Raw genomic sequence first — 17,096 nt, 5'->3', positions numbered from 1 at the left:
TTTAGATTACGCTTCTTTTAATTGGTGTGCTTCTTGGAATGTTGTATCTCGCATTGTTGCAAGTGTATATTGATCTTTTGGAATTTCATATAAATTATATACTTCTTCATGCTCGTTAATTTCATCATAAACGGCTTTTCTTGTTTCGTTTGCTAGATTTACATATTGTAGTTTTTCGGCAGCCTTAATAGACCGGATATTTATTTTACGAATACGCATAAAGATCGTTTCAATATCTAATTCGTAGAAAAGTTCGCTAAAAAATGAATCTTTCGCTAATTTATTATAGCCTTTACCATGATAGGGTTTGCCAAGCCAGGTTCCGAGGAATCCGGCTTTTTCTTGCACATCAAATAAAGTAATTGTACCGATAGGGTTACCCCATTCATCTAAAATTGTGCGTGAGATTAATTCTCCACGCTCTTCGGCTTCAATTGTTTGTTTCGTTAAAAATAAATATTCTTCATAAGAATAAGCCTTTTGACGCACAAAAGGGAAGACAGCTGGATCCACCATTAACTCGTATAGAACGTGGCTGTCGTGTAAGTCGCGTTTTTTCAACACACTAACTCCTCCTCACACGAGGGTAGCATGACGAAAAAACACTCACCCTCGAAATTTTTATATCAATCTTTAAAAAATTTCGGGGTGGGAATCGAACCCACTAGAACCAGTTTATAACGCTGGTGGCGCACCATTTGCCTTCCCCATTCATCAATTTGAAAATGATAATCACGACACAAATTGATTATGGTTTCATTCAGTTTATAATCGTATAATACTTTATCTAGTCAAAAAAATAAACTAGTTTTTTTTATTTTTTTTGTAAATTATTTTTCCGTCAATCATGGTGAGTACAGGCTTGGCTAAATAATGGAAAGGATGGTGAGTCCATAACACGAGATCAGCATCTTTTCCAACTTCAATGCTTCCAATTCTACTCTCTAAACGTAAATTACGAGCTGGAAAAATAGTTATTCCTTCCAAGGCCGTTTTTTCATCTAATCCTTCTCGAACAGCGATAGCGGCACAAACATTTAAATATTGAATGGGTGTATAAGGGTGATCTGTTGTAATAGAAACTTCTATGCCACTTTTCGATAATATATGATAAGTATCCCATGTTTTGTTTTTAAGCTCGATTTTCGAACGTCGTGTAAGGGTCGGACCAACTGAAATCTTTAAATTATGTTTCGAAAGTTCCTCAACAATAAAGTGTCCTTCTGTGCAATGTTCAATACGTAAATCAAGATTGAATTCTGTCGCAAAGCGTAAAGCTGAAGTGATATCATCTGCGCGGTGAGCGTGGATACGTACCGGTATTTCTCGGCGGAGTGCTTTTAAAATAGGGAGCATTCGAAAATCAGCTTCATGCCCATAGTGTTGTGCGTCATAGAATGATTCACGAAGTAATCCCATAATTCCCATACGTGTTATTGATTCTTTTGTGCCGTTGCTATGGAATTTTTTAGGGTTTTCTCCAAAGGCAATTTTTAAACCAGCAGGTTCCTGAATAATCATATGATCAATACAAGTTCCAGCAGTTTTTATTACACAAGTAGTACCGCCGATAATATTTTGGCTTCCGGGCATAACGTGAACAGTCGTAACCCCATTTTGTACAGCGTCTTGAAATGCAATATCAAAAGGATGGATCCCGTCTAAAGAACGGATATGTGGTGTTGAAACTTCAGATGTTTCATTTGCATCATTACCAGCCCAACCAGTGCCTTCGTCATAGAGACCAAGATGAGTATGCACATCAATAAATCCAGGTAAAAGATGAAGAGCTCGTGCGTCTATAACAGTCATATCTTGAGTAGGCTTAATATAAGGTTTGACCTCGGTGATTCGTTCTCCTGTAACCAGTACATCTCCTTGAAATTTTGGAGAGGTAATAGGATATACAATGGCTTGTTTGAGCAATGTTTTCATAGGTACCTCATTTCTGTTACTTTGTAATATTTAGTGTGAGTTAAGACAAAGTAACTGAAAGGTTGTTCGTGTAGTAATGCTCCAGAGTTTAGAAAGTGAGAAGTTTTGAAGGAGATAAACTACCCGTAAAACTATTTTAGAAGTACTACATTGTATGCAAGAGTATATTTTGTAATGCATGGTTAACTGTAGGGAATGTGTATCGATATCCATGTTCAATCGCTTTATTGGGTAATACATGTTGCCCTTCTAATACAAGTATACTCATCTCACCGAGTAAAGCGCGCAGTACAAATGAAGGAACAGGTAACCAATGAGGTCGCCTAGTTATAGTGGCAATAATTTCACCGAACTCTTTCATCCGTATTGGCGTTGGCGCTGTAATATTAAAAGGTCCGTCAATTTCTTTTTTGTGAATGATGAAATCAATCATGCGAACGACATCGTCTATATGAATCCATGATAACCATTGGTTTCCAGATCCAATTGTCCCCCCAATATATAATTGATAGGGAAGTAGCATTTTTGGAAGAGCTCCTCCTTCTGCACCTAATACGACTCCAAATCTTGAGTAGATTGTTCTTATTCCAAGAGAACGTGCTTTAGATGCTTCTTGCTCCCATAAAAATACTGTTTCTGCTAAAAAGTCATTTCCGGGAGTTTCTTGTTGCTCAGTAAAAGACTCTGTTTCAGATGTTCCATAGTATCCAATAGCGCTTGCGTTAATAAATGTGTGTGGTTTTGTTGCGAGTGCTTGTAATTGTTTAATGAGTCCTTTTGTTGTTTGAATCCTACTGTTTAAAATTGTTTCTTTTTGTTTCTTTGTCCATCTACTATTAATAGACTCTCCAGATAGATTAATAACTACATCGATAGAGGAGAGGGGGAAGGTCTGTAAATCCGGTGTCCACTGTACGTATTGAAGGTTAGTATGTGAAGTTTCAGCAGTTTTTTTTCGAGTAAGAATGTAAACAGTATATCCCTTTTGAATAAAAAAATTAGAAAGGCATTTGCCGATAAATCCAGTGCCACCAGAAATTGCGATTTTCACAATCATTTCCTCCTCATTATATATATTCTTGAAAAGCAAAAACGTTCCTTGACTATGTTAAAATAATAGAGAGGTGAGAGTATGTCTGTCATTACAAAAATAGAAGTGCAAAAACGATCGAAAGAACGATTTAATATTTATATTGATAAAGGCCAAGGTGAAGAGTACGGGTTTAGTGTGAATCAATCAATCTTAATGAAACATGGGTTACAAAAAGGCTTAGAAATTGATGAAGTAGCGTTAGGGAATATTTTGTACAATGAAGAGGTACAAAAAGCATATTTACAAGCAATTTCCTATTTATCCTATCAAATGAGAACAAAACAAGAAATAGAAGATTTCTTACGAAAAAAAGAAGTGGGACAGGCCATCATCTCTGAAGTCATTTCGAAATTATTACATGATCGATATATTAATGATAAAGAGTACGCGATTTCATACGTGCGAACGCAAAGTAATGTGAATCAAAAAGGTCCAACTGTTATTAGGAGAGGGCTATTAAGTAAAGGTGTTCAGGATTTAATCATTACACATAGTTTACAAGAGTATCCAAAGGAGAAGCAAATTGAGAATGCTTTGTTTCTTATAGAAAAGAAAAAAAAATCTTATCAAAAGCATTCATTTTTACAAATGAAACAAAAATTAGAAGAAATGCTTGTTCGTAAAGGGTATCCTAGAGAGGTAATTCAAATTTGTCTGGAAGAATTGAAAGACGAAAAAGATGACGAACAGCAACAAGAAGCGTTACACTATCATGGGAATAAATATTATGAGAAATATAAGAAGTATGATGGTTGGACATTCGAAAATAAGGTGAAGCAAGCGTTATATCGAAAAGGATTCTCTATTGATGAGATAGATATATTTTTACAAATGAAGCGTGAAGAGGGATGAGGAAATAAGATGGGTATGCCAAAACGCTACAGTGAAATGACACCACATGAGTTAAGGGAAGAAATTGGGGTTTTGAAGGAGCAAGCAGTAAAGGCTGAGCAACTTGGAATTGTAAATGAATTCGATGTATTAATGAGAAAAATGGCTATGGCTCGTGCTTATATGATAGATATAAATAAATTCCATATTGGTGAGACATATGAATTAGTAGAAGAACCTGGTATGGTATTTAAAATTACGTATTTCAATGGGGTATTTGCTTGGGGATATAAGCAACATGATAATGAAGAGATTGGAATACCAATTTCCTTGCTACAAGAAAAATAAAAACCAGAGAGCGAATCTCTCTGGTTTTCATCTTTGGTAGGCGTTAAAGGAGATAGGAGATTCTAAAATTGGCGTTTTTTACATTCGTTTGCCAGTATAATGAGAGACTGGGTTTGTTGCGTCTGTCCGTTAACTTGCGCCTTCGCATGTTTTGGACGAGTCCACGTATGGTTAAATAATTCAGAACGACGATCTAAATGGTCACGGTAGCTCATCTTTATCACCTCGTGTAGGAATTTAATTTGTACTACTCTTCCTGCTGATTTGCAGCACGCATACGTTCTTGTGGGTGCGTGTTAATTGTGCCGTTAGGTCGTTTCGAAGCGAAGCGTGATTTCGCTTTCGGTTGACCTTCGATTTTGCTGTTGTTTTTTGACTCAGACCAAAATTCGGCTTGTCTACCCATTAAGAACGCCCCCTCATTATCAGTTGATACCTCTTTAAGAAGTATCACTTATAGAATGTGCAAAATTGAAGAAACTATCCTTTAGAAATGAAGGGAATAAAATGCAACTTTAACCAGGGTTTTTTTATCCCCTACTGGTTATTAGCCCGCACCAATCGGGATAAATAAAAGGAGAATAGAACATGAATGATATTTATGAAACATTAACGAAAGAATTATTAGATAAGAATGACAACCTTTCTTACGCACAAGCTCGTGCATGGGTTGAATTACTGTGGGAAGACTTCCGAACAACTTATGCTAAATCAGGTCGTTACCAAGGTGAGGAAATGACTGAACAAGTGGTACGAACATGGGTTAATAATCATGGAGGGCGCCTTCATGAAATGCGTACGAATAATCCGAAGTATAGCCATTTAATCAATCAAGAAGATCATTTGAAACATTAAAAAAAGCGACTTAGGTCGCTTTTTTTAATGTGGAAGCAATTCTAGTTTCTTTCGAAGTTTTTCTTCGCTGAAAATCCATCCTGTATATGAATTAATAATATTTAAATTTTGATCGAGCTGAACGATTGCGACGAATGGATAATAATCTTTACTTCGATACCGCAAATCAATAAATCGAACTTCATAATAGTTATCATAATCGAAAATATCCCAGCGATATACAGGTGAGAAAGATAAGAAAGCTGATATATTTTCATCTCGCACAGCAGCTTGCATAATTGCAGTATTCGGGAACGGTACGCGATTAAATTTATCGTATACAAGGATATTACCGCGGTGCCATCTTGCGACGTAGTAATGTTCAGTTGTAACGACGGCTAAATGATAATGATAAAATTTGTAAGAAGGAGAAATAATTACTTTCTCTACATTTTTGAAACGTTTGTATACTACACTTTTGATATTTCGATGCATCATAATGCGGCCGATGTAGTAAACAAACATTAATATATACGCTGCTAAAGCAGTATAGCCTTTATGTGCTCCGACAAGCATACAGGCGATAGCGAGTATATGGATAAAGAAAATGACCGTATCAAACGTATTAATTATGCCGAGCGCTACCCATTTTTTTGTGAAGGGCCTTAATGCCTGTGTACCATAGGCATTGAAAATATCCACAAAAACATGAAGAAAGACGGCAATAAATGACCAAAGTAGTAGATGCAGATAGGGAGCGTCTGAAAAGAAGGCGAAAGAGATGCCACTTATAAGGAGTGACCAAAGAATCACTGCAGGAATGGAATGAGTAATCCCGCGATGATTTCTTATATATTTAGCGTTATTACGCAATTTTAAAACTGTATCGATGTCAGGAATATTGGAACCGGCAATTGTTGCAAGCATCACTGCTTGTGGTCCAATATCACTTTGTGCTATAGCTGGATCTAATGTTGCCAAACTGCCTAGAGTAACGCCCATAACAAGGTGAGTGGCTGTATCCATAGAAATCCACCTCCGTTTTTTATTAATGTAACTCTTTTTATTCGATACCTCAAGTCCTTTGCCTTCTATTTCCTATGTCATCTTACTTAAATTTTTTCCTAAAATCTTTATAATAGTACGTATATGCAAAAAAATGAGGGGGATCAAGTTTGACACTTGAAATATTAAATGAGTTTAACATAGAACAGTTTCAAAATGATTTAATTGGTTGGTTTGAAAAAGAACAACGTGATTTACCGTGGCGAAAAAATAAAGATCCATACCGTGTTTGGGTTTCGGAAATTATGTTACAGCAAACAAGGGTAGAGGCTGTAAAACCATATTACGCAAATTTTATGGGGAAGTTTCCTACGCTTGAAGCGCTAGCAACTGCCGATGATGAAGAAGTATTAAAAGCATGGGAAGGCTTAGGTTATTATTCTAGAGCACGAAATTTACACGCTGCAGTAAAAGAGGTAAAAGAAGTATATGGCGGGACAGTACCGAGCGATGTAAAGAAAATTGAAAAATTAAAAGGAGTAGGACCATATACAAAAGGTGCCATTTTAAGTATTGCATATGGCATACCAGAGCCAGCGGTTGATGGAAATGTTATGCGCGTATTATCTCGTATTTTATCAGTGTGGGATGATATTGCAAAACCGAAGACGAGAAAAGTTTTTGAAGAGATTGTGCGTGAAATTATTTCGGTAGAAAATCCATCTTATTTTAACCAAGGTTTGATGGAATTAGGGGCATTAATTTGTATACCGAAAAATCCATCTTGTTTACTTTGTCCTGTACGTGAACATTGCAGAGGGTATGCTGAAGGTGTTCAAAAAGAACTACCAGTGAAGAGTAAAGCGAAAGCACCTACAATGGTACCGCTCGTTGCAGGAGTACTTCAAACTGAAGATGGCCGTTACGTAATTAATAAACGCCCAAGTACGGGATTACTGGCTAATATGTGGGAGTTCCCGAATATTGAATTAGGTGAAGGTATTCGTAATCAGAAACAACAGCTTACGGATTATATGAAGGAGAGCTTTAATCTCTCTGTTTCAATTGATGAGTACGCGATGAATGTACAACATACTTTTACACATCGTACTTGGGATATATTTATATTTTACGGAAAAGTAACAGGTAATATTGTCGAAACGGATACATTAAAGTTTGTATCGAAAGAAGCGTTTGAACAGTTACCTTTCTCGAAATCGCATCGTACAATTTACGAAAAGTGCGTTGAGAAAATTACAATGCAATAAAGTGAAACTTTAATCAGTGGGGGTTTTCTTCATCCCCCACTGATTATTAGCCTTCACCAATCGGGCTTTTACGGGCAGCCCGACCCCAACCTAACTTCTTTGCTTTCGCTGCATTTTGAGGTGGGGGTCTTACTGCCCGGCAAATAGCGGGATAAATAATAAAAACGTGTTCCAGAACTTTGGAACACGTTTTTTATATTGAAAATAAATTTGTATTTTGAGGTTGAAAATCCACGCGTTTATAATCCGCCCCGTGACTCGATTTCTTTCACAATTTCTTTATAAATCGTTTGTCCCTCTACATTTAGATAAGGCATAATTTGCTGAAATGAATGATGAAAATAAGCTAATTCATCCTCTTTCCATTCATTTTTGGAAATCATAGTTAGCTCAGTCATATCACGTCCAGTATACATATTCCCACCTCCATCATATGTAGTTTGAAGGAGTGATAAGAGATATATGCGTGAATTTTTAAAAAGAAAATTAAGGATAACTTCTAAGTGAATTGGTTATATTATTGATTGTGGAGGTGAGAAAGATGAGTAAAAAACAACAAGGTTATAATAAGGCAACTTCTGGTGCTAGCATTCAAAGTACAAATGCTAGCTATGGTACAGAGTTTGCAACTGAAACGAATGTACAAGCAGTAAAACAAGCAAACGCACAATCAGAGGCACAGAAAGCACAAGCTTCTGGTGCTCAAGGTGCAAATGCTAGTTATGGTACAGAGTTTGCAACTGAAACAGATGTGCATGCAGTGAAAAAACAAAATGCACAATCAGCTGCAAAACAATCACAATCTTCTAGCTCAAATCAGTAATGAAGGAAAAACACTTCTCCGTTCGAGAGAAGTGTTTTCTTTGTGTGCGTGTCACTGTAATGAAAATAAAGTGAACGACATAACTTCTAATAAGTCAACAAATGTAGTCAAAGGAGAAAGAAGTTCACGATTAGAAATATGTAATAGGAATTATAACTGGCGAATGAATCAAAAAGGGGGTAAGTGATGAACGACTTTGATAAGTTGGTAGGAGAGCAGTTGGAAACGATGGATGAGCTTTTAAAGTTACAATCACATTTAGAGAAGTATCAGCAAATTGAAATGAGTGGAAGGGATACGTGCGATAAAAAAGAATTGCATTTTATCCGTCAAGAAATATACAGAACAGAAATAGCATTAAAACTTTTGCATGAAAAATTTGAACAGCAAACGAATAATGTGATTCAATCTTTTGAAACCGAAAAAATAATTTAAAATTAAGGGTGAGATATGTTGTTGATTTTAGGGGGAAGTCCTTTCTTAAACAGAGATGAGGGGACTTTTCTTTTTGTTATATCTTCGTTTAATCTTCTAAAATACGTATTACTAATTCATAGAGGATTTTCCTTTAGTAAAAGGGTTGGTGATGTGGTATTCAATAATACAAACTTCATTATATTCCTCATAAAAACAAGTGTCCTATCGCTTTAGTTTTAAAATTTTGACAAAAAAGTTATAATAGAAAAAAAGTGAATGCAGTTCAAGGGGTAGTTAAGACAACTTAAGAATGGCATTTGCAGTTGAAAGAAGGGAGCATATATGGGATTTCCCAAAGAAGGAGAAAAGGTACAAATACATAGTTATAAACATAATGGCTCCATTCATAGAATGTGGGAAGAGACAACGATTTTAAAAGGGACGCAGAGTCTTGTGATCGGAGCGAATGATCGTACAGTAGTTACGGAATCAGATGGCCGAACATGGATTACTCGCGAACCTGCGATTTGTTACTTTCATGCTAATTATTGGTTTAATGTGATTGGAATGCTAAGGGAAGAAGGAGTATATTATTATTGTAATTTAAGTTCTCCTTTTGCATATGACTCTGAGGCATTAAAGTATATTGATTACGATTTAGATATTAAAGTGTATCCGGATATGACATATACACTTTTAGATGAAGATGAGTATGAGAAGCATAGTCAAATCATGCAGTATCCACCTGTTATTGATACAATTTTAAAACGAAATGTAGCACATTTAACACAGTGGATTCATCAAAGAAAAGGTCCATTTGCACCAGATTTCGTAGATATGTGGTATGAAAGATATTTAATGTACAGAAATTAAAACAAACCTGCAGGGGATTTCCCGGCAGGTTTGTCCTATTAGAGGGGGGATTATGTGCAAGGTATAAAAAGATATTTACAATTTGTCAAACCATATCGATGGCTCATTGCTATTACAATTATTATTGGTCTTGTGAAGTTTGGTATCCCGCTTATTATGCCATGGTTATTAAAGTATATTATTGATGATGTTATTCAAGGCACGGGATCGCTTCAAGAAAAAACGTCTCAATTAATAACCGCAATTGGGATTGCCTTTTTTATTTTTGCAGTAGTAAGACCGCCGATAGAGTATTATCGTCAATATTTCGCGCAGCGCATTGCCAGTACAATACTATACGATTTACGAAAATACATTTTTGGGCACTTGCAAAAATTGAGCTTACGTTATTATTCGAACACAAAAACAGGGGAGCTTATTTCACGTGTAATCCATGATGTAGAACAAACGAAGGATTTTGTAATTACGGGTCTTATGAATGTTTGGTTAGATACTGCAACAATTATTATTGCCATTATCGTTATGTTTTCTATGAATATAAAATTAACCTTTGTTGCTTTATTAATCTTACCTATTTATGTAGTTGCAGTGAAATATTTTTTCGGACGTCTTCGAAAATTAACTAAAGAGCGTTCACAAGCGTTAGCAACTATGCAAGGGTATTTACATGAACGTATTCAAGGAATGCAAGTGACACGTAGTTTTGCATTAGAAGAGTATGAAAGAGGACAGTTTGAAAAGAGAAATAATGAATTTTTAACGAAAGCACTAACTCATACGAGTTGGACGGCGCGAACGTTTTCGGTAGTGAATACGTTAACGGATTTAGGACCGTTACTTGTGATTGGTTTTGCAGCATATGAAGTGATTCAAGGTCAGTTAACTCTAGGGACTATGGTTGCTTTTGTTGGATATATGGATAGTTTGTATAGTCCGCTTCGCCGCCTTGTTAATTCATCTACAACATTAACACAGTCTTTTGCATCGATGGATCGAGTGTTTGAATTGTTGGATGAAAAATACGATATTGTTAATGTGCCAAATGCGGTGCAAACGAAAAGGTTAAATGGGGAAGTTATATTTGATAATGTTTCTTTTCGTTATAATGCGGATGAAAAAGAAATATTGCATAATCTGTCATTAACTATGCGCCCGGGAGAGAAGGTTGCACTTGTAGGGGCAAGTGGAGGAGGAAAGTCATCTCTTGCTAGTTTAATTCCGCGTTTTTATGATGTTTCTGAAGGTGCAGTTTATATAGACGGGATAGATGTAAGAAAGTATAATATGAGAAATTTACGTAGTCACATTGGAATTGTGCTACAAGATAATTTATTATTTAGCGATACAATCGGGGCTAATATTTTATATGGCAATCCGAAAGCTACAGAGGCGGAAGTGATTTCAGCTGCCAAAGCTGCACAAATTCATAATTTTATTACAGAGTTGCCAGAGGGCTATGATACTGTCGTTGGGGAACGTGGTGTGAAATTATCGGGCGGGCAAAGACAGCGTGTAGCAATCGCACGGGTTTTTCTAAAGAATCCGTCTTTACTTATATTAGATGAAGCAACTTCCGCTTTAGATTTAGAGAATGAACGATATATTCAAGAGGCACTGCAAACGTTAGCTGCAGATCGGACAACAATTATCATTGCACACCGATTAGCGACGATTACGCATGTCGATACAATTATTTATGTTGAAGATGGTGAAATAAAAGAAAAGGGTTCTCATGAAGAGTTAATGAAAAAGAGGGGATTTTATTACAATCTATATCAACTTCAGCATATAACAGAAACAGCTCCTTTAGCGTAAAAGGAGCTGTTTTTTATTCGTCTTCTTTTTTATCTTCGATTTGGAGTTCACTCTCTGGTTTATGGTATGTGTAGAAGCTATCCACAAGTAAATCTAAATGCTCTACTTCTTCACTGTAGTTAATAATTGAAGAAATAAGAGGGAAGAGATGTAACCATATTTTATATGCTTCCTCATCGTCCTTATTTTGATAATCCATAAAGATATCAATCAATTCTTGTTTACCTGTTTCAACTTCATCAAGCATTTCAACAGATTGTTGTTTCTTTGCTTTACCAATAAATTTTAATAACACTTGTTCGTGATAATGCGTTAATGAATCAAGTTCGTTTTGAATAGATTCCTGAAACTCTTCTGGCATATAGCGCAGTTCATTTTCAGTGCGATGCAATGACTTTAACGTGCTTAAAGCGCGGCTTGTTGTCGCTAACATTTGTCTGAATAAAACGAGCTTACGAATTTTCGCGAATTGTATTTTTTTCGTATAGCTTCTTTCTTCTTTATACAGCAAATAGTAATGATTTAGTTTAATCATTTTTTCTTTCATGCGATCAATATCGGTTTTTAGCGTTGTAAAATCAGAAGCTTGCCTACTGTTCATACGAATCCATTTAACAATTTCTTCTGTATTATCAACGATGCGATGGTAAAGTTTTGTTTCATATTTTGGCGGCATAAATACTAAATTCACAAGTGAAGCCGCAATAATTCCAATCATAATCGTCGCGAATCGAAGTAAGGCAAAATTAAAGAAATCTTCGCCTTGATACTCCATAATGGCGATAACTGTTACTAAAGCGATTGATATTGTTTTTTCTAAGCGTAATTGTAAAGTAAGAGCAATTACTAATATACACGTTAATCCAATAATAAAAGGATTATGTCCAAAAGCAGTAGCAAATACGATAGCGAATACCGCACCAATTACGTTTGCTTGAATTTGCTCAAGAGCTGTTAAATACGAGCGGTATACAGACGGTTGGACAGCAAAGATAGCTGAGATTCCCGCAAATACTGGACTCGGTAATTGAAGTGAAATACAAGCAAATAAAGCTAATGTAATGGCAATACCCGTTTTTAAAATGCGAGCACCAAGTTTCATACCCTTATTGATATCCTTTCTCTTGTCATAATGAATGTACAACATGATACTATACATTCATTACAATATGTTAGCAAGTGATATTTTAGTGACGTTAAAAAGTTTAATAAATAAATTACAATCCATTTATAATTTCTCCAAATTCTCTTTAAACATCTATTCTTTAATAAAAAAAACCTGCTGAATTTCAGCAGGTTTCAAATTGTTATTCTAGATTACTATGCGATGCTCGCTTCGTCAATTTTTTTATGAAAATAAATATTGTACACATCATTCAGTTGAAATAGATGGATCCGCCTGTTCTTTTTTCGGGATAATTTCATAGAAGTGAAGCTGGATATCATCTAATAATGGTGTTAACAAAGCGACTTCTTCATATTGTTCATGCTCATTTAATACACGAATGTAGTCTAATAATAATTCATTCACATCTTGCAAACCATTTTTACTAATTGGCTGCAATGTTACATTTGCACCTTTAGCAATTCTTCTTTTTAAAGCGTGTTCTGTTAAACCTAAGTTTGGCTCATGACGTAAATAAACAACACCACCAGTCATGCCGGCACAAATCCATGGACCAGGATCTCCTAAAACAAGAGCACGACCATTTGTCATATATTCAAAAGCAAATCCTTTTATATTAGAATATACGCCGATATTTCCTTGTTCTTTTTCGCGGAGTGGTTTTGTAATTCTGCCTCCAATTATCATATCTGCTCCAGAAAGGCGAATGCCAGCACGAGCATCAGCGTTACCTTGCACGTATAATGCACCTTTTTGAGCGCCGTATCCAAATCCTTTTCCGACAGAACCGTTATAATATGTTCCATCTTTTCCTTTTGCTTTCGTTATATAAATGCCACCGCCAAATGAAGTTTTTCCAATTCCATCTTGCGCGCCACCATTTACGTGTATAAATAAGTTCTCGCTATTGTACGCGCCTAATCCGTTTCCGGGAACAGATCCGTTTGTATACTTTAATGTAAGTGGTTCAAGATGAGTGTTTTCATATAATTTGCTACGAATACGATAACAGGATTCTAGACCGCCCATTACGCGTTGCTCTACGCCGACGCTTACTAATTCTTTTGACTGGAGAGAATTTGTTGTTTCAAATTGTTTTTCTTGTACAGATGCCGTTATTTTCACGGATGAATCTTCTATCGTTTGTATTAAATTACGTAAGTCTAATAAATCCTTGCCTCGAGTTTGTTCTAATAAATCCGATCGTCCGATAATATCTTGTAAGTTTGTGTAACCGAGCTGCCCTGTTAAACGTTTCAATTCTGTACCGAAAGTAGTGAATAGGCTTAATAGTCCTGTAACTGCACTTTCTAATTCACGTGGAACGAAACGGCGCAGTCCATGTTCTTTCGCTTGAGCTTCAGATTCAATTTGTGTTGCAATTCCGACGTGGCACGTATCGAGATGACAACCACGGCAAGTTGTACAGCCAATTGCAATCATTGATAATGTGCCAAATCCGATCCGGTTTGCTCCAAGGAGCATGATTTTTAAGGCGTCATTGACACTTCGAATACCGCCATCTGCCCAAATTTCTACTTTATGTCTCATATGTGCTTCTAATAGAGCGTTATGTGCAGCTTTAACACCGATTTCTACAGGAAGACCTACATGTTGCAATGCGTGAATACGCGCGGCGCCTGTTCCGCCATCAAATCCACTAATGTTAATAAAGTCAGCGCCAGCTTTTGCGATACCGACAGCAATTGTTCCGATGTTAGGAACGACAGGAACTTTTACAGCTACTTTTGCAAGATGATTAGCCGTTTTAATTTCTGTAATCATTTGAGCCAAGTCTTCAATTGAATAAATATCATGGTTGTTAGAAGGTGAAATTAAATCGGAACCAATTGTAGCATTACGTGCTTCCGCAATTTTGGCAGTCACTTTTGAACCAGGCAAATGTCCACCCTCACCAGGCTTTGCTCCTTGACCGATTTTTATTTCAATTAAATTTGATGAATTTAGTAGTTCAGCGTTTACTCCAAATCGGCCAGATGCAACTTGTTGTCCGCGGGTATGCGGGTATTTACCAATCATATCTTTAATTTCGCCGCCTTCACCGTTCAAACTAATCATATTTAACTGATTGGCAGCTTCTGCATATGCGCGAAAGGCAATTTCATTTTGAGAACCGAATGACATAGAACTAATAATAAATGGTAAATCATGATTGTGAATGCCGATGGACACTTCTTCAGTTGGAATTACATGTTTTGTTTGTTTTGTTTGAATAAGGTGCCTGATTGCGATAGGGTTATTTTCTTCTAATTCACTTAACTTGTCGCGGTAATCATCATAAGAGTTTCCTTTTGCAACATCACCAATTGCTTTCCAAATCCGCGGGAATATATGAAAAGATTTTCGCATTCTAACTTTTGGATTGTTATAATCATCAGCTCGAATTTTCGCATCTTCAGCAAGTGATTCAAGTGAAAAAGCTAAATCATTTGAACCGAAGAAATTTGTAATTTGTAATATATTTGCGATTTCCTCATGTAATCCAATAGAGGAGAAGAGGCGACCGTAACCGCGTAATTCATGAATTCCAATCGTCGAAATTACTTTCTCTAGTCCTTTATTAAGAGCGGTATACAAATTAGTAATTGGTGCTTTTGTTCCATCATTTACCGTTGCGAACAATAAATAGGGATTAATACCATCTGCCCCTAATCCGTATAGCGTGACGATATCGTGTAAGGAGCGAAGGGCGCCAGAACGTATAACGAGAGAGCATTTCCGGCGTAATTTATTTTCAGTTAATGTTTGATGTACTTTAGCAGTAACTAAATGTGGATCAATCCATAACAGTTCATTTTGATGAGATTTAGCGTCATCTAATACTAGTAGGGAAGCCCCGTTTTTAACGGCTACTATCGCTTCGGAACTAATTCGATTTAACGCGCTTTGTAAAGTTTCTGATGGGTTAAATGTAACAGAAATTGTAGAGACAGAACTATGAGTGATGAATAGCTGTATAAGTTGTTCGTACGTAATCGTGTGTAAGTCTGCCGCGATAGATTGAGATAAATTTCCTTCTAAAATAATTGGTGAGAGCATCTCGATTACAAATGGTTGTTTAGAGTTATCTAATAAACCCGGACGCTCTCCGAGTACAGTACGTGTGGAGAAGTGTTCGACTTCTCGATCACGATCGATTGCTGGATTTGTAACAACGGCTACACTTTCCTTAATGAAATCAGCAATATTTCGTCTATCTGTATCAAGTGCGGCAAGTGGTGAGTCATGCCCAAGTGAACGAATTGGTTCGACGCCTTTTGTCGCCATCTGTTCAAGGAGCTGAATATGTTCTCGATCCCAGCCGAAAGCGACGTATTGCTTCATTTCAACTTGAACAGAATCACATAATCCCTCAGTTTCTTTCGTTTCAGGGATAGATAAGTTTACATGATAGTTGGTAACATCGATTCGTTTCTTAAAACGGTTGTATACTTCAATTTGATAATTATCGTATTCATAGAGAACAAGCTCATCTTGTTCATTCCATTTTAATCCAACCTTTTCGCCAGGAGCGAGTGGTTTCGGCTCTGCTACATATTCGGCTGGTGATACAACTCCAGGTTCGGAAGAGAAAATATAGGAGCTCTCTGTCTCTACTTTCCAAACAGGGCGTAATCCAAGGGAATCGACACTGAAAACAGCTTCATCTTTATAACGTGAAATGATGCCAGCTGGACCTTGTGCGAAATGCCCCCAAGCCTCACGTATATAAGTGTATAAGTTTTGTAAGTTTGTTTCGTAAAGTTTTATTTCATTAATAATTGGTGGAAATAATATATCCATTGCTTCAAATAAACTGTAGTTATACTGAACGAGAAGGGTTTCTAAGGTGCGGTTTAAATCTTGGGAATCACTGCCCCCGGCAGTAAGTGGTACATTAATCATGTCAGCTTGATCGCGTAATTTTGCAATCGTGTTAATTTCACCATTATGCCCGAGAATACTAAATGGTTGTACACGAAAAAAATTAGATAACGTATTAGTAGAATAGCGATTATGTCCTAGTGTCATAGTTGAAGCGATAAGTGGGTGTTGTAAATCATTGTAATAAGCAACGAGTGTATCACCAGCGCCGAGAACTTTATATACAACATGTTCATGACTTAATGAGGCAACATGAATTGCTTCATTTTCTTCGATTTTTATTGTTACAGAAAATAATGTTTGTTCAATATTTTTAACTTCACTTTCGGCGATAAGGGCAATTTGCCAAAATAAAGGTTCTTCTTGTTTACCAAGAGGACCGAGTGCATCTGAGTTTATTACATCATCATTTTCGAGAACAATTGTAAAGTTTGCATTGTTTAGTTGCGTACGAATGTAATCTTTTAACTCAGCAATGTTTTCTTTTTTGTTTAGAAAAAAATGTCCAACGATAAAGTGGGGATGATCCACAATCGTTGGATTATATCCGCTACTTTTCAGTTTTTCATTCCAAAGTGCTTTTGGCATGTCGATATGAATTCCGATGCCATCTCCTTCGCCATTAATGAAACCAGCTCTATGATTCATTTTGACTAGTGATTGTATACAAAGGTCGATGTTTTCTTTAGTAGGAATTCTTCGTTTTTCCATAACGGAAACGATTCCACACGCATCATGTTCTGCATTTTTATAATTCCGAAATAAAGACGGTGTCCATTTATTTTTTTTATTGAGCATCCGTCAATCCCCCCTCTGGAAAATGAATTTTGAATAATCTTACTG

Annotated in this window: 17 protein-coding genes; 8 read left to right on the top strand and 9 right to left on the bottom strand. The window is 36.4% G+C overall.

The genetic code is table 11. The annotated features are described in order from the left end of the window. Positions 1-6 precede the first annotated feature (6 nt). From ACE38F_RS25380 to ACE38F_RS25370, 3 genes are all read right to left on the bottom strand, one after another. Complete coding sequence (locus ACE38F_RS25380) at positions 7-564, bottom strand: GNAT family N-acetyltransferase (protein WP_215555147.1); 558 nt, start codon at positions 562-564, stop codon at positions 7-9. A gap of 240 nt (positions 565-804) precedes the next feature. Continuing rightward, on the bottom strand, positions 805-1,935 hold the full coding sequence (locus tag ACE38F_RS25375) for an amidohydrolase (RefSeq protein WP_215555148.1): 1,131 nt from the start codon (positions 1,933-1,935) through the stop codon (positions 805-807). A gap of 145 nt (positions 1,936-2,080) precedes the next feature. Next, positions 2,081-2,986 (bottom strand): TIGR01777 family oxidoreductase, encoded by a 906-nt coding sequence (locus tag ACE38F_RS25370; RefSeq protein WP_341307757.1) that lies wholly within the window; start codon positions 2,984-2,986, stop codon positions 2,081-2,083. An 81-nt stretch (positions 2,987-3,067) separates the two neighbouring features. Here ACE38F_RS25370 and recX point away from each other — a divergent pair, with 81 nt between their 5' ends. Further along, entirely contained in the window at positions 3,068-3,880 is an 813-nt protein-coding gene (recX, locus tag ACE38F_RS25365; RefSeq protein ID WP_215555150.1) for a recombination regulator RecX, read from the top strand. A gap of 9 nt (positions 3,881-3,889) precedes the next feature. Continuing rightward, positions 3,890-4,207 carry a YfhH family protein gene (locus tag ACE38F_RS25360; RefSeq protein ID WP_215555151.1) on the top strand — a complete coding sequence of 106 codons (318 nt, stop codon included), beginning with the start codon at positions 3,890-3,892 and terminating at the stop codon, positions 4,205-4,207. 62 nt (positions 4,208-4,269) lie between these two features. Here ACE38F_RS25360 and ACE38F_RS25355 read toward each other — a convergent pair whose 3' ends face one another. Then, positions 4,270-4,422, bottom strand: coding sequence for a YpzG family protein (locus ACE38F_RS25355; RefSeq protein WP_002010325.1), 153 nt, complete (start codon positions 4,420-4,422; stop codon positions 4,270-4,272). A 32-nt stretch (positions 4,423-4,454) separates the two neighbouring features. Further along, entirely contained in the window at positions 4,455-4,613 is a 159-nt protein-coding gene (locus tag ACE38F_RS25350) for a small, acid-soluble spore protein K (protein WP_002113845.1), read from the bottom strand. Between the two features lie 182 nt (positions 4,614-4,795). Between ACE38F_RS25350 and ACE38F_RS25345 the strand changes: the two genes are divergently transcribed. Continuing rightward, entirely contained in the window at positions 4,796-5,062 is a 267-nt protein-coding gene (locus ACE38F_RS25345) for a YfhJ family protein (protein ID WP_002010328.1), read from the top strand. A gap of 24 nt (positions 5,063-5,086) precedes the next feature. On the opposite strand, the gene ACE38F_RS25340 is transcribed toward ACE38F_RS25345, so the two are convergent. Further along, positions 5,087-6,067, bottom strand: coding sequence for a metal-dependent hydrolase (locus ACE38F_RS25340; RefSeq protein WP_002151725.1), 981 nt, complete (start codon positions 6,065-6,067; stop codon positions 5,087-5,089). Positions 6,068-6,216: 149 nt separating this feature from the next. Here ACE38F_RS25340 and mutY point away from each other — a divergent pair, with 149 nt between their 5' ends. Next, positions 6,217-7,314 carry an A/G-specific adenine glycosylase gene (gene mutY, locus ACE38F_RS25335; RefSeq protein ID WP_375370536.1) on the top strand — a complete coding sequence of 366 codons (1,098 nt, stop codon included), beginning with the start codon at positions 6,217-6,219 and terminating at the stop codon, positions 7,312-7,314. A 239-nt stretch (positions 7,315-7,553) separates the two neighbouring features. On the opposite strand, the gene ACE38F_RS25330 is transcribed toward mutY, so the two are convergent. After that, on the bottom strand, positions 7,554-7,730 hold the full coding sequence (locus tag ACE38F_RS25330; RefSeq protein WP_002159377.1) for a hypothetical protein: 177 nt from the start codon (positions 7,728-7,730) through the stop codon (positions 7,554-7,556). A gap of 125 nt (positions 7,731-7,855) precedes the next feature. Between ACE38F_RS25330 and ACE38F_RS25325 the strand changes: the two genes are divergently transcribed. The 4 genes from ACE38F_RS25325 (at position 7,856) to ACE38F_RS25310 (ending at position 11,242) form a co-directional block, all read left to right on the top strand. Further along, entirely contained in the window at positions 7,856-8,137 is a 282-nt protein-coding gene (locus ACE38F_RS25325) for a gamma-type small acid-soluble spore protein (RefSeq protein ID WP_215555153.1), read from the top strand. 186 nt (positions 8,138-8,323) lie between these two features. After that, the gene (locus ACE38F_RS25320) at positions 8,324-8,572 is read left to right on the top strand and encodes a YgaB family protein (protein ID WP_002091121.1); all 249 of its coding nucleotides are present in this window, start codon (positions 8,324-8,326) and stop codon (positions 8,570-8,572) included. Between the two features lie 324 nt (positions 8,573-8,896). Beyond that, positions 8,897-9,427: a nucleoside tri-diphosphate phosphatase gene (ntdP, locus tag ACE38F_RS25315; protein WP_000506627.1), complete on the top strand. Its 531-nt coding sequence runs from the start codon at positions 8,897-8,899 to the stop codon at positions 9,425-9,427. A gap of 54 nt (positions 9,428-9,481) precedes the next feature. Continuing rightward, the gene (locus ACE38F_RS25310; protein ID WP_215555154.1) at positions 9,482-11,242 is read left to right on the top strand and encodes an ABC transporter ATP-binding protein; all 1,761 of its coding nucleotides are present in this window, start codon (positions 9,482-9,484) and stop codon (positions 11,240-11,242) included. A 13-nt stretch (positions 11,243-11,255) separates the two neighbouring features. Here ACE38F_RS25310 and ACE38F_RS25305 read toward each other — a convergent pair whose 3' ends face one another. Together ACE38F_RS25305 and ACE38F_RS25300 are read right to left on the bottom strand one after the other, a co-directional pair. Next, positions 11,256-12,344: an aromatic acid exporter family protein gene (locus ACE38F_RS25305; protein ID WP_375370535.1), complete on the bottom strand. Its 1,089-nt coding sequence runs from the start codon at positions 12,342-12,344 to the stop codon at positions 11,256-11,258. Between the two features lie 270 nt (positions 12,345-12,614). Beyond that, positions 12,615-17,051: a glutamate synthase-related protein gene (locus ACE38F_RS25300; RefSeq protein ID WP_375370534.1), complete on the bottom strand. Its 4,437-nt coding sequence runs from the start codon at positions 17,049-17,051 to the stop codon at positions 12,615-12,617. Positions 17,052-17,096 lie beyond the last annotated feature (45 nt).

It is taken from the genome of Bacillus altaicus, from assembly GCF_042136375.2.
Lineage (GTDB): Bacteria > Bacillota > Bacilli > Bacillales > Bacillaceae_G > Bacillus_A > Bacillus_A cereus_U.
Note: the sequence above shows the minus strand (reverse complement) of the source record. Positions and strands in the feature narration are given on the sequence as shown.

Excerpts from the sequence above, each read along its gene's own strand:
- ACE38F_RS25375 (WP_215555148.1), bottom strand. The coding sequence starts at position 1,935 with ATGAAAACATTGCTCAAACAAGCCATTGTATATCCTATTACCTCTCCA.
- recX (WP_215555150.1), top strand. The coding sequence starts at position 3,068 with ATGTCTGTCATTACAAAAATAGAAGTGCAAAAACGATCGAAAGAACGA.
- ACE38F_RS25360 (WP_215555151.1), top strand. The coding sequence starts at position 3,890 with ATGGGTATGCCAAAACGCTACAGTGAAATGACACCACATGAGTTAAGG.
- ACE38F_RS25355 (WP_002010325.1), bottom strand. The coding sequence starts at position 4,422 with ATGAGCTACCGTGACCATTTAGATCGTCGTTCTGAATTATTTAACCAT.
- ACE38F_RS25350 (WP_002113845.1), bottom strand. The coding sequence starts at position 4,613 with ATGGGTAGACAAGCCGAATTTTGGTCTGAGTCAAAAAACAACAGCAAA.
- ACE38F_RS25345 (WP_002010328.1), top strand. The coding sequence starts at position 4,796 with ATGAATGATATTTATGAAACATTAACGAAAGAATTATTAGATAAGAAT.
- ACE38F_RS25340 (WP_002151725.1), bottom strand. The coding sequence starts at position 6,067 with ATGGATACAGCCACTCACCTTGTTATGGGCGTTACTCTAGGCAGTTTG.
- ACE38F_RS25330 (WP_002159377.1), bottom strand. The coding sequence starts at position 7,730 with ATGTATACTGGACGTGATATGACTGAGCTAACTATGATTTCCAAAAAT.
- ACE38F_RS25325 (WP_215555153.1), top strand. The coding sequence starts at position 7,856 with ATGAGTAAAAAACAACAAGGTTATAATAAGGCAACTTCTGGTGCTAGC.
- ACE38F_RS25320 (WP_002091121.1), top strand. The coding sequence starts at position 8,324 with ATGAACGACTTTGATAAGTTGGTAGGAGAGCAGTTGGAAACGATGGAT.
- ntdP (WP_000506627.1), top strand. The coding sequence starts at position 8,897 with ATGGGATTTCCCAAAGAAGGAGAAAAGGTACAAATACATAGTTATAAA.
- ACE38F_RS25305 (WP_375370535.1), bottom strand. The coding sequence starts at position 12,344 with ATGAAACTTGGTGCTCGCATTTTAAAAACGGGTATTGCCATTACATTA.
- ACE38F_RS25300 (WP_375370534.1), bottom strand. The coding sequence starts at position 17,051 with ATGCTCAATAAAAAAAATAAATGGACACCGTCTTTATTTCGGAATTAT.